This window comes from Mangrovimonas aestuarii (assembly GCF_028767185.1).
GTDB classification, from domain to species: Bacteria; Bacteroidota; Bacteroidia; order Flavobacteriales; family Flavobacteriaceae; genus Mangrovimonas_B; species Mangrovimonas_B aestuarii.
Map to the genome: position 1 here is coordinate 214,494 of NZ_JARACK010000004.1, position 13,319 is coordinate 227,812.

The window sequence follows — 13,319 nt, forward strand, 5'->3', positions numbered from 1 at the left end:
TTATAATCTATAACGGTTATTCAAAAATTTAATTCAAACTATGTATAAAGCCTTTAAACGACTATGTGATATTCTGATTTCAGGAATATTGCTAATTATTTTATCTCCATTGTTAATTCCGATAATTATTGGGTTATTGTTAACTGGAGAGGGGTATGTTTGGTATAAACAAAAACGAATTGGATTTAAAAATAAGCCATTTCTAATATGGAAGTTTGCTACCATGCTCAAGGACAGTCCGAATATGAAGGGAGGGGTTATCACAACAAAGAGAGACCCAAGAATTACGCCAATGGGCGGTTTTTTACGACATAGCAAAATTAATGAGTTACCACAACTGATCAATATTTTTAAAGGCGATATGAGTATTGTGGGGCCTAGACCTCTGATGCCCGTTAGTTTTGAAACTTATCCGGAAGAGGTGCAAAGAGTAATATACAATGTAAAACCAGGATTGACCGGTATAGGATCCATCATTTTTCGTGATGAGGAAGAGTTGATCACACAGGCTAAGGAACGGGGAGAGGACACTTGGGATTTTTATGCCAATAAAATTTACCCGTTTAAAGGTATTGTAGAGCAGTGGTATCAAGCTAATGTTTCTATGTTAACAGACATAAAGATAATTTTTATAACCGCCTGGGTGATTTTGTTCCCCAGTAGCGATATTGTCTACAAATGGTTTAGAGATTTGCCTGAACGGCAGTTTTAAAAAAAAAGCACCTTTATAGGTGCTTTTTTTGCTTTAGGCGGTAGGCTGTAAGCTTTGTATGAAGTTGTGAAGACGTTAAATCGTTGACCATTGTGATTCTGACTTGACAGCTGTCAAATGTGTCTGCCTATTAAAAGTGTATATTCTTTTACTTATTCTTAGGGGTAGGAATCAAAATGTCATTTACCCCGCCCCTAAAGGGAGAGACATTTTGTTTGTTTCAATCTGTGCAATCGGTCAGGTGTTTGAACTTTAAAGTACATTAATATAAGTAACCAGTATTTATTTTAATTTATAACAGCTAGTTATTTGAGCTTTTGACACCCTTTAGGGTTAGGGGAAATCAAAAGCGAAAAAAACTAAAGCTAAATGGTCTTTTCAAAGTTTATAAATAGGCTGGTAGAGCAGAACAAATCTTTGAATGGAGAAGAGACTGCTTCGGCTTCCTAGCGTTGCAGTGACATTACTTTTTTGTGGTAGCGTTTCTCCGTAGTACTCCATAGACACTTAATGGATACTTCATGGTTAGTATATGGAAGAGTTTATTATTCTTTGAAGAAACCATGAGAAGCAAGTTGTGATTTATTTCTTTTGAAAATTAATGATTTCGACTGCGCTCAATCTGACAGGGGGTACTTTTAAGAAGGTCTCTATTTTCTTTAAGCAATAGGCTCTAGTTCCTTGTTATAATATTGGTTACATTATGAGATATCTACTTTCGTGAGTATTATTTAGTAAGTTGATATCAAAATGTCAATTCCCCCGACCCTAAATGGAGGTACATTTTGGTTAGTTGTTATAGAGGTATTCGATTTTTCATTAAATGATAGTGTGTTTAATAGCATTAAGAATTAAGATATTGTTATTTCTAGGAAGTTTAGCGTTAGGAAGGTTTATATGTTAAAAATTATGTTAATTTAGCAACCTCAAGAGTTGTTATAGCGGTCAGTATAATGTGACATAGTGTGACACAGTGTTACTTAAGAACTATTGCTCAGCTATATAATTAAAGAGAAACATATGGGTGAGAACCAGATTGTGATATATGCATTGTTATTGGGTGTTGGCGCATTTGCTCTTACCTATATGATGCTACCACGAATTATACATTTGGTATCTCATAAAAACTTAATGGATGATCCTATTGATCGTAGTTCTCATGAAAAGAAGACCCCTACATTAGGTGGCGTTGCTTTTTATATCACTTTGATTTTTGGATTGTTTGTTCTTCGGATTTTTGACACTTCCGACGAGGCTTTTTTCATGATTCCTGCTTTGACCATTTTGTTTTTAATAGGGTTGAAAGATGATTTAATTGTGTTGAAACCCAGTGTTAAATTAGGGGCTCAAATTCTTGCCAGTGGCTTTATTTTATTGAACCCTTCTTTTGCGATTAAAAGTCTTAATGGGTTTCTAGGGGTATATGAAATACCCTATTCTGTATATCTACTAATGGGACTATTTATTATGATAGTCATTATCAATGCCTACAATTTAATTGATGGTATAGATGGATTAGCAGGCCTGGTAGGGATTGTTGTTCTCTCTTCGTTTTCTTGTATTTTCTTTTTGGCTAACGCCATGTTTTATGCGCTTTTATGTTTTACACTTATAGGTGCATTAGTAGCCTTTTTAAGATTTAATTTTTCTAAGGACAGGAAAATATTTATGGGAGATACAGGGTCTTTAATTGTGGGGTTTGTTATTAGCGTGTTGACCATGAAGTTTTTAGAGTTAAAACCGATGGCCTATTCTGAAATTCCATTTTTATTAAAAAATGCCCCTTTGATAGCCATTAGTATTTTAATTGTACCCTTGTTGGATACTGGTAGAGTGTTTGCTTTGAGGTTATCGAAGAAAAGGTCTCCATTTTCACCAGATAGAAACCATATTCATCATATTCTAATTGATTATACAGGAATGAGCCATAAAAAGGCCAGTTTAATAATTAGTGGATGCAATCTATTATTTATTCTATTAATGGTAGCCATTAGTTCGGAGGTTGGTGAAGAATGGGGTTTGTTGTTACTTTTGTTATTTATTGCTGCTCTGAATTATCTGTTTTTTCGTTTAAATTATAGCTTTGGTAATTTAAGGCGAAAATTACGTTGGAAACAGGTTTTAAGCTCTTTTACCAATTTAAAAGTATAACTCCAATCTAGTTTTCTGTAAATTTTTTTACTTCAGAGAGAAATTAATAAAGTACTTCTTCTTTTTACCAAACTTTATTCTTTATTAAGAATTATCTTACTTTTTCATTTTTTAGACTAGATTCCTTTAATTTAGACATAACTGAATTTTTCTAACAGAAGTGTTTTTATTTTAGGCAAGCTAAGTATCTGTTGATTTCTTCTGGTTTGTGTTGCCAAAATAAAGCTTTTCTAATGCAGAATTGCCATAATTATGTCAATTTACTCTAATAAAAGGTAGTTTTTTGTCTCAATATGTATTTATTATTTGAGAAAGTTATTTTACTATTAGATTATATTATAGTTATTTTATTTAAATAGAGATTGTTAGTTTACTGTTTAATAGTATCTTTGGTTTGCTATTAATCAGTTGGTTACATGTTTGAGCTTTACACTTTTGATCATATTGTTCCTTGGCTTGTTTTGACATTAGCCTTAGTATTGGCCTTTTCAGCAACTTATTTAGTACTTCCCAGTATAATACTCATAAGTAAGGTTAAAAATTTAATGGATGCACCGAACGGAAGAAAGATACATGTTAATAGTGTGCCTACTCTAGGCGGTGTAGGTATTTTTTTTGGAATAGCTATGGCCTTATCGATATGCGGTGCTTTTATTGAAGCAAAATCGCTTTTTCCTCTTTTAGGGGCGTTGATTATTATTTGTATGATTGGTGTTAAGGATGATTTATTGATTATTACTCCTAAAAGTAAATTTTTGGCTCAGATTGCAGCCACACTGTTAATGTTTTTTTTAGAAGAGAGCAGGGTGATTGGATTTTCGGGTATTTTTGGAATTCAAGAGCTCCCTTATCTGTTATCATTATTCTTCACGTTTTTCCTTTATCTACTTATTATAAATGCTATAAATTTAATAGATGGTATTGATGGTTTGGCTGGTAGTGTGGGCATTTGTTCGAGTGTTGTCTACGTTTTTTTGTTTATTCAAAACAAGCAATGGGAGATGGCATTAGCTTCATGTGCTGTCATTGGGGCATTGATTCCTTTTTTGATGTATAACTTTTCTAAGGACAATAAAATATTCATGGGTGATACCGGCTCTCTTGTGCTGGGGTTCATGTTGGCATTTCAGACTGTAGGCTTCTTGGGGTACAATCAACAAACGGCTGATGCTTTATATCATTCATCAGCTCCCATAGTTGCCATAGCAATCCTCTTTTTCCCCTTACTTGACACTTTAAGAATTATTTTCGTTCGTAGCTTTTTGCAAAGAAGGAATCCCTTTAAGGCCGATACCAATCACATCCATCATAGAATGCTTCGATTGGGATTAACTCACAAACAGACTACATTTTTAACGTGTTTGGCAACAGTTTTTATTATAATAGTGGCTTTTCAATGTTGTAGTTTTAGTTGGCCCTGGCATTTACTGACTGTTCTTGTGTTTGGGGGGGTATTGTTTGCTTTACCCTTTTACATTAAAGAAAATTCGCTTAAAAATTAGTTGTTTTAGAATATTTAGGATTTAACCTTTTCATGCTCGATTGCTCACTGTTTTATAGTAATATTTAGGACAGATTACTATATGCGTTAACCGTTATAAATATAACTAAAGGCTTTGCACTTCTGTCAATTGCCGTTATATTTGCCTTTGGTTAAATAGAATGGAATGAAAATACAATCCCTACTACCTCTTGTAGTTGGCTTAATGCTCACAGTATCTTGTGCTTCTAAAAAGGAAGTGCTTTATTTTCAGGATGCTAATTCTGCTCCCAGCACTGTAACAGCAACAAATACAAAAATACAAGTCAATGACATCCTTAATATTACGGTTTCTGCTTTGGTTTTAGAAACGGCTCTACCTTATAATATTCAAAATTTCGGATCTGATATAGGTGGGAATAGTCAAGAACTATTGAAACTAAAAGGGTATTTGGTTACTGAAGAACTTACAATTACTTTTCCAGTATTAGGCACGTTAGATGTAAGTAATAAAACTACAGAAGAATTAGAAGTATATATCGAAGATATTTTAGAAACAGGAGGGCATCTTAAAGACCCTGTTGTTAGTGTAAGAATTTTAAATACTAAAGTTACCATCTTGGGAGAAGTGAGGCAACCTGGAACCTATGGATTTACCGAGAAGCGTATTACATTGCCACAAGCTCTAGGTTATGCAGGGGATATGACCATTAATGGATTTCGCGAAGATGTTTTGGTAATTCGAGAAATAGATGGAATACGTACCATTGGACATGTAGATATGACCACAACTACTTGGTTTGACAGTCCTTATTATTATGTGAAACCAAATGATGTTATTGTTGTAAATCCAAATGGACCAAAGATTAAGAAGGCAGGATTTATAGGTGATGTTGCAACGGTATTAACCTTAACCTCTGTTATGTTGAGTGCCATTGTTTTAATTACAAGAATTTAGAGAATATGAGCGATACCAAAATGCAAACCTCTTTTAATATTGACGAAGACAGACTTGATATTAAGGAAGAAATCATTAAATACTCTCGACATTGGCTTTGGTTCTTGTTGAGTGCAGCTCTTTGTATTTCCTTGGCAGGACTTTATTTGCGTTATACAGCAGAGACTTATAAGACGGTTGCCAAAATAAAGATCTTAGATGAGTCAAAGGGGTTGGAGCTCCCAATGGATGCTATGGGATTATTCAAAGGATCCAAAATCAATTTAGAGAACGAAATAGAGGTGCTGAAATCGTACCGATTACTGGAGAAGGTTGTTAAAGAGTTAAATTTGAACACAAAATACTTTTCTGTAGGACGATTTAAAACTACAGAGTTGTGGGGTGCTCCATTTAAAACTGTGCTTTTAAGGGATATAGATAGTATAGGTTCAGGGCTTACTTTTGCCTTTAAATTTCAAGAGAATACTATTTCTATTTCTAATGAGGAAGGAAAGTATCCAGAGTTGTCATTCAATTCGTTTGATGAATTAAATCAATCAGATAAATTACCTTTTTTGTTTACCATTTTAGATGAAGAGGACTTTAAAAAATATGAAAATGGGGACATAATTTTAAAGTTTAGCCCAACTTACTCTTCTGTAACTTCATTGTCTGATAAGCTATCCATTTCACCTGTGGGGAAAAGTAGTGAGATTTTATCCTTATCAATTATTGGAACCAATCGCCAAAAATCTGAGGTTATTATCAATGCTATCGTTGATCAGTTTAATCTGGATGGTATAAGGGATCGTCAATTGGTTTCTCAGCGAACTATTGATTTTGTAGATGACCGGTTTGTATATCTTGCCAAGGAATTGGATTCTATTGAAATTGACAAAAAAGAATTTAAACAAAAAAATAATCTTATTTATATAGAAGCCGATGCAGCAATGAGTTTAGAGAAAGAGGCTGTTTCTGAAGAGGAGGTCTTTAAAATGGATACGCAAATTGCATTGGCTAACCTGTTAGAGCAGTCCCTCGATAATGAAGGTGAATATAGTAGTTTGTTACCAGCCAACATAGGATTAGAAAGCACTAATATTAATGGACTGATAGGCGATTATAACACGACTGTTTTAGAGCGAGACAAGTTTATCAGTAGTGGAGGAGAGAACAACCCAACCGTTTTAGTACTTAATAGGCGTCTGAAAGATCTAGACAACAATATTAGTCAGTCTGTAAAAGCATACAAAGAGCAGCTGGAGGTGTCACTTTCCAAATTGACCAAACAAAAGCGACAAGCATCGGGAGTGGTTTCCAGTATGCCTGAGAAGGAGAAGTTGTTACGTGCCATAGAGCGTCAGCAAAAAATTAAGGAAACATTATATTTATTATTACTTCAAAAACGAGAAGAAGCAGCAATAAACTTAGCTGTTACAGCTCCATCAATAAAAGTCGTGGATTATGGACTGACGGGAAGAACACCAGTGTCACCCAAACCTAAAGTTGTTTATATGGGAGCTCTTTTATTGGGGCTGTTACTCCCTTTCGGAACACTATACATCAAAAATTTATTGGATACCAAGATTCACAATAAACAGGACGTGGAAAAAGAGGTGCCAAATGTACCTGTAGTAGCAGAAATTCCATTTATTGATGATGATCGTAAATTATTCAAGGATCCTCATGATCGTTCTGTTCTCGCTGAAGCCTTTCGTATTTTAAGTACAAATATTAACTATATTGTTTCTCCAATAGTAGATAGTAAACGAGGAAAGATAATATACACGACATCAACGATAAAGGGAGAGGGAAAAACCTTTGTGTCGATGAATTTGGCACTTGCCTTTGCCAGTTTGAACAAAAAGACCTTATTAGTAGGGGCCGATTTAAGAAACCCTCAAATTCATACTTACTTAAAATCTAAACGTCAAAGAAAGGGATTGGCAGATTATTTACATAAACCCGAATTAGACTGGAAAGAGCTCATTATAGAAAACCCATTTACTCCTAATGAGGATGTGTTATTGTCTGGAACCATTCCACCTAATCCACCTGAGTTGTTGACTAATGGAAGGTTTGAGAAGTTTCTTGATGAGGTTCGCGATGTGTACGATTATATCATTATTGATACTGCACCAACAATCTTAGTTACCGATACCTTATTGATTTCTAAGCATGCCGATGCTACTTTGTTTGTTGCCAGGGCAGATTATACAGAACGTAAATTATTAGAGTTTTCGAAGGATCTCATCAGGCAGAATAAGTTAAATAATGTGGCCTATGTTGTAAATAACGTAGGAGCACAAAGTTCGTCTCAAGGCTATGGTTATAACTATGGTTATGGGTACGGTTATGGCGCAGATAGCTTTAATAGGCCTTGGTATAAGCGTTTGTTTGGGAGGGGGTAGTTGGCTTTAAGCTCTAGGCTTACTGCTTGTGAAGTTGTAAAGCTGTAAAGTTGGTTTGTGGATCCTTGCTTTAGGTTCTAAGTTATAGATTATTAGGTTTTTAGAATTGTATGTTTAATTTTGAACATGAAATCAAAAAAGATATAGACATTCCTTTTGGGATGTCTTTTTTGTTTTGTCTACAAATCATTAGTGGTTCCGTTTTTGAGAGGCTTTAAAGATTTTAAGCCGTGTCAATCTTTTAAAAAAGGGCTTAGGTGCATGCTTATATTTTACTTTCTTTAGTAAAAGATTGCCACACTCCACTTTGTTGCGTTCGCAATGACAGTTCATTGTTTGTATCTCCATACCTATGCCAGTTAAAATGGCGTTCTGTGACCTTAATTTGTGGTTACATAATGGGATACCCGATTTCACAGGTACTAAGTTGTGAATTGTGACCAAAATGTCATTTTCCCCGACCCTAAAAGGTGTGACATTTTGTTAGATAGTCTTGAGGAGTAGGTCAGCTGGTTGTATTCTAGTTAGTAAATCTGTTAATTAGAGATAGGTTATTGGTGTTAGCTTTAATAAGAAGCGTTCTCTTTTTCTTTGTAATTCAAATAGTTAGTTAGTAGGGTGACCTTGTTCTCGATACAAAATCCTAACGGATTTCACTCGAACCCTAAAAGGCCAGGCTGACGGTTATGGAGCTCTAAGCTTTAGGCTTGCTGTTTGTGAAGGCGTTAAGCTGTAAAGTTGGATTTGGCTGTAAGATGATGTTATAATTATGGTTACATCATTAGAGACCAAAATGTCATTTTCCCCGACCCTAAAGGGTGTGACATTTTGTTAAATAGTCTTGAGGGGTAGGTTAGCTGATTGTATTCTAGTAGGTAAATCTGTTAATAAGAGATTGGTTATAGGGGTTAGATATAACATGATGGGGTTCCCGCTTTCGCTGGAATTCAAATTGTTAGTTAGTAGGATAACCTTGTTCTCGATACAAAATTCTAACGAATTTCACTCGAACCCTAAAAGGGGAGGCTGACGGTTATGGAGCTCTAAGCATTAGGCTTACTGTCTATGAAGCTGTTAAGTTCTAAAATTGAAAAGTTGATTAATGACTTTAAGTTAATATCATAGAGTGCGTTCAGTTAAGTGTACCATTCTGAATGTTTTTAGAACCTCATTTAACAAAGAAAATGTACTGAGAACCTGAAAAAGTTCATATTGACGTCCTACACTCTCACAACTTTTATTGTTTATTGATGAACTAGATATTTTATAAACTTTATCTCGATGTTCTCTTACGGTTTATGATTTATTTTTATTATTTAATAAGACTATTATTTTCCATAGCCTTTTGAAGGGCATCCGTTTTTTTTAGAAGAACCGGTTTGTTGAATGCGTTAATATGGTTTAGATGATGGATATCACTACCAGTATAATCAATAAATCCTTCGTTAAGGAGTTTTTCTGCCGTTTTATAAATACTCTTTCCATAGTAGCCAACAGTAGAGAGCAAATTAACTTGAAACAAACATCCTGTTTGTTTCAGTTTTTCATATTGTTTAAAATTGTTGTGATAAAAACGATAGCGTTCTGGATGGGCTAAAATTGGTATATAGCCTTGGTGTTGTAGTTCAAATATATACTCATAGAGGCCCATAGGTGGATTTAAATAGGACATTTCTACAAGGACATAGTTATCCTTAATAGTTAATAATTTCTCGTTTTCTAGCCTATTCATTAAAGCGGGGTCCAATAAATATTCCGAAGCACAGCGTAGGTTAAGTTGTTTACTTAACAGTGGTAACCCTTGTCTTGCATTGATTAAGGCTTGTTCAATAGATTCTTTGGTACTATCCCATACATTTGGAAGTGTATGTGGGGTTCCAATAACCGTTTCAAAACCAAAACCACTCATAGCCTTTAAAAGTATTTTGGTATCTGAAATAGACTGTGCCCCGTCATCTATTTGAGGGAGAATATGTGAATGAATGTCCACATAGTTATTGGGAATAAGGTTTGCTAATTCAGGTTTTTTCTTAAAACTAAAGCGCATTTATTTTGGGAAAATTAAATTAATGAGTGTTTTAAGAGGAAAAGTAATTAGGAGGATGAGGAGCTAAGGTTTAACTAAAATGGCTGCCTATAGGCAGCCATTTTTAATTTATGAAATGATTGTTTAAATTTTGTACAAAAGACCTGCTGAATACTCAAAGTGGTTATTTGCTAACGGATAGTCATCTGGGTTCAGGGCGAATTTTCCAAGTCCTTGTAGGCGAATTCCAAATTTTGGACTTATCCAAAATCTAGCCCCACCTCCAAAAGTGAATGCTGTATTAGTTTCGTCAACGATAAAAAGGCTTACACCTCCACTAGCGTATAGATCCAACCAGTTCCAGTCTAAGAATAATTCGTCGAAGTAAAATTTAAACGCTGTGTCTGAAGCAAAATATACACGATCGTCAAATTCTCTAAATCCAGAAGCATTTGGGCGGTCTGATTTTTCCATTTTGTTTAATGAGAACATTTGTTCGATAGCAAAAAGTGACGATAGATTGTATTCAGCTGAAGCGTAGAACGGATTACCTATGGCCCAATAGTCGAGACCATCTCCAAAAGGTTCTACAAGATCACTGTTATCAATAAAGGTAACTCCTGCACTTAAAGTCCAATCTCCTTTTTCATGCTGTGCAAATGTTGCAAAGGATGCAAATATTAATGCTAAAAATAGTAAAGTCTTTTTCATTTGGTTAAGTTTAATTTTATAACTGCTAGTAGTAATTGTTAGTGATTAAATTAGATGATAAAATTATATGTTTTAAGGTACGAATAAAATTCTTACCGATGTATTGCGTATTTATACGTTAACTAACGTACTTAGGTCCTCTATAGTTTTAGTTGGTTCGTTGCTTTTGAAAACAAAACTTCCTGCTACGAGAACATCTGCTCCTGCATCCACAAGTGCTTTGGCATTGTCACTTGTTACTCCACCATCAATCTCAATTAGGGTTTTAGCCCCTTTTCTATAGATAAGTTCTTTTAGTTGTTTTACTTTATCATATGTGTTCTCAATAAACTTTTGTCCTCCAAACCCAGGATTTACACTCATTAAACACACTAAGTCTATGTCATTAATAGTGTCTTCGAGGACATTAATGTTTGTATGAGGGTTTAAAGCAACACCAGCTTTCATGCCTTCGGCCTTGATAGCTTGAAGTGTTCTGTGAAGGTGGGTGCAAGCTTCGTAGTGCACGGTTAGATTGTTACTTCCTAAATCGGCAAATGTTTTAATATAACGATCAGGATCTACAATCATTAAATGCACATCGATTGTTTTATTGGCATGTTTGGCTATGGCATCTAAAACAGGCATCCCAAATGAGATGTTGGGTACAAATACACCATCCATGATATCAATGTGGAACCAATCGGCTTTACTATCGTTGACCATTTCAACATCACGTTGCAGATTTGCAAAATCGGCTGCAAGGATGGAAGGGGCAATTAGTTTTTTGCTCATCATTTGTTGTAAAATAGTTTTTACAAAGATAGTGAAAGGATTTTTGATTTTTGAAATTGTTTTAAGGCAATAGGCTGTAGGCTTTATGCAGTAGGTTATTTATTTTTTATAGTTGTGAAGCTGTGATGAGGTAAAGGTGTTAAGTTGTAAATTAGAGGTTTTTCTTTGGTAATGCGTCTTTGCGATGCTTTAAGCTGTAAGCTTTAGGCGATAGGCTTACTGTGTGTCGAGGTGTTAAGTCGTGAAGTTGTAAAGTTGGATTACGGCTTTAAGCTTATGTAATATTTGGTTTTATACCATGAGGTACCCGCATTCGCAGCTACTAAGTTGTGAATTGAGACCAAAATGTCATTTTCCCCGACCCTAAAGGGAGTGACATTTTTGTGTTTGGTTTGGGATTGGAGAGGTTAGGTGAGGTTTCCGTTTTTGTGAGAATTGGAATTGTTAGTTGGTATGATAGCCTTGTTCTCGATACAAAATCCTAACGGATTTCACTCGAACTGACAGCGGTTATAGTAAGCTGTAAGCTTTGTGGTAGGATGTATGGTTATGAAAATGTTATAGGCGATTGGCTTAAGGTCTTATTCTAGATACATTTTCTGAACGCTGTCGATTATAGAAAACACTTGAACAGACAACTTTGAAATGGGGGATTTGAGAGGGAAGTCATTTAAGGTTATGCAAGAAAAAATAAACCCCCGGTAATCAGCCGAGGGTTCTTTCATCAATCAAAAAACGAACAGTTATGATAACTGTTTGTTACTGTTATCAAGCAGTTATCCTAAATATGTTTTTAGGATTTTACTTCTAGACGTATGTTTTAAGCGACGAATCGCTTTTTCTTTAATCTGTCTTACACGTTCACGTGTTAAGTCGAATGTTTCTCCAATTTCTTCCAAAGTCATAGGATGTTGGTTTCCCAAACCAAAATACAAGCGAATCACATCTGCTTCACGAGGTGTTAGGGTTTCCAATGCACGCTCAATTTCAGTGCGTAAAGAATCGTGTAAAAGATCCCTGTCTGGATTTGGAGATTCCCCACTGTTCAAAACATCGTATAGGTTAGAATCTTCACCTTCAACCAAAGGCGCATCCATACTTACGTGGCGGCCAGAGTTTTTCATAGACTCCTTAACGTCGTTCACGGTCATATCCAATTCCTTGGCTATTTCCTCAGCACTTGGAGGACGCTCATGAGATTGCTCTAGAAAAGCGAAAGTTTTGTTGATCTTATTGATCGATCCAATCTTATTCAGAGGCAAACGAACGATTCTAGATTGTTCTGCCAAAGCCTGAAGGATGGATTGACGGATCCACCATACAGCATATGAAATGAATTTAAATCCACGGGTTTCATCAAAACGTTGAGCGGCTTTAATAAGTCCTAAATTCCCTTCGTTGATCAAGTCCGGTAAGGTTAAACCTTGGTTCTGGTATTGTTTGGCTACAGATACCACAAAACGTAAGTTGGCTTTGGTAAGCTTTTCTAAAGCGACTTGGTCTCCAGCTTTAATACGCTGAGCCAATTCAACTTCTTCGTCTGCGGTAATTAAGTCAACTTTTCCTATTTCTTGCAAATACTTATCTAGCGAAGCCGTTTCACGATTGGTAACCTGCTTCGTAATTTTAAGTTGTCTCATTTAAGAAAGTCTGTGTTATAAAATGAATAATGGGTTGCTACATGGTTATACGTAAACCGAAAACAAAATGTTACACACCTTTGAGAAAAATTAAATTTTAATAGGTGTTTTGTCGTTCAGGTTGATGTGATTCAGCATCTCATTGGTAAATTTGTAATGTCCTCTTGTGGTTATAATTCTAAAGCTATGCGACTTTAAGCCACTAAGCGTGTTTAGGAATAACCATTTGGATTTCAGTAAATTAGGTCGAGACGATTTTAAGCTTAGGTCAAAAATATGTTTTCGACCTTCTTTTTCTGCTACAATGTCTGGTGTAATGCTAATATCACTGCCTTTTTTTAAATAGGATTTGGGAGTTTCGTACCCTTCCATATCGGCCTTGATGTTGTTGAACCCATGATTTTTCAAATATGATACACAGTCTTCCAAGAATGTTGCATATTTTTTTTTGTCCGAATAAATCATAGCTATTAAATT

10 protein-coding genes are annotated in these 13,319 nt (G+C 35.2%); 5 read left to right on the top strand and 5 right to left on the bottom strand.

Translation table 11 applies throughout. The features are described from left to right. Positions 1 to 40: 40 nt before the first annotated feature. From PWU04_RS07110 to PWU04_RS07130, 5 genes are all read left to right on the top strand, one after another. Complete coding sequence (locus PWU04_RS07110; RefSeq protein ID WP_274475277.1) at positions 41 to 712, top strand: sugar transferase; 672 nt, start codon at positions 41 to 43, stop codon at positions 710 to 712. A gap of 1,020 nt (positions 713 to 1,732) precedes the next feature. Continuing rightward, positions 1,733 to 2,863, top strand: coding sequence for a glycosyltransferase family 4 protein (locus PWU04_RS07115; protein ID WP_274475279.1), 1,131 nt, complete (start codon positions 1,733 to 1,735; stop codon positions 2,861 to 2,863). A gap of 416 nt (positions 2,864 to 3,279) precedes the next feature. Further along, complete coding sequence (locus PWU04_RS07120; protein WP_274475281.1) at positions 3,280 to 4,365, top strand: MraY family glycosyltransferase; 1,086 nt, start codon at positions 3,280 to 3,282, stop codon at positions 4,363 to 4,365. Positions 4,366 to 4,530: 165 nt separating this feature from the next. Continuing rightward, positions 4,531 to 5,301, top strand: a complete 771-nt coding sequence (locus tag PWU04_RS07125) for a polysaccharide biosynthesis/export family protein (RefSeq protein ID WP_274475282.1) — start codon at positions 4,531 to 4,533, stop codon at positions 5,299 to 5,301. Positions 5,302 to 5,306: 5 nt separating this feature from the next. Then, a complete protein-coding gene (locus PWU04_RS07130; RefSeq protein ID WP_274475283.1) occupies positions 5,307 to 7,691 on the top strand; it encodes a GumC family protein in 2,385 nt (794 codons plus the stop codon). A gap of 1,312 nt (positions 7,692 to 9,003) precedes the next feature. On the opposite strand, the gene PWU04_RS07135 is transcribed toward PWU04_RS07130, so the two are convergent. The 5 genes from PWU04_RS07135 to PWU04_RS07155 form a co-directional block, all read right to left on the bottom strand. Beyond that, on the bottom strand, positions 9,004 to 9,738 hold the full coding sequence (locus PWU04_RS07135) for a tyrosine-protein phosphatase (RefSeq protein WP_274475284.1): 735 nt from the start codon (positions 9,736 to 9,738) through the stop codon (positions 9,004 to 9,006). Positions 9,739 to 9,861: 123 nt separating this feature from the next. Beyond that, positions 9,862 to 10,428 carry a porin family protein gene (locus PWU04_RS07140; protein WP_274475286.1) on the bottom strand — a complete coding sequence of 189 codons (567 nt, stop codon included), beginning with the start codon at positions 10,426 to 10,428 and terminating at the stop codon, positions 9,862 to 9,864. Positions 10,429 to 10,539: 111 nt separating this feature from the next. Continuing rightward, on the bottom strand, positions 10,540 to 11,202 hold the full coding sequence (rpe, locus tag PWU04_RS07145; RefSeq protein ID WP_274475377.1) for a ribulose-phosphate 3-epimerase: 663 nt from the start codon (positions 11,200 to 11,202) through the stop codon (positions 10,540 to 10,542). Between the two features lie 776 nt (positions 11,203 to 11,978). After that, positions 11,979 to 12,842 (bottom strand): sigma-70 family RNA polymerase sigma factor, encoded by an 864-nt coding sequence (locus PWU04_RS07150; protein WP_274475287.1) that lies wholly within the window; start codon positions 12,840 to 12,842, stop codon positions 11,979 to 11,981. 90 nt (positions 12,843 to 12,932) lie between these two features. Then, positions 12,933 to 13,307 (bottom strand): hypothetical protein, encoded by a 375-nt coding sequence (locus tag PWU04_RS07155; RefSeq protein WP_274475288.1) that lies wholly within the window; start codon positions 13,305 to 13,307, stop codon positions 12,933 to 12,935. Positions 13,308 to 13,319: the final 12 nt, after the last annotated feature.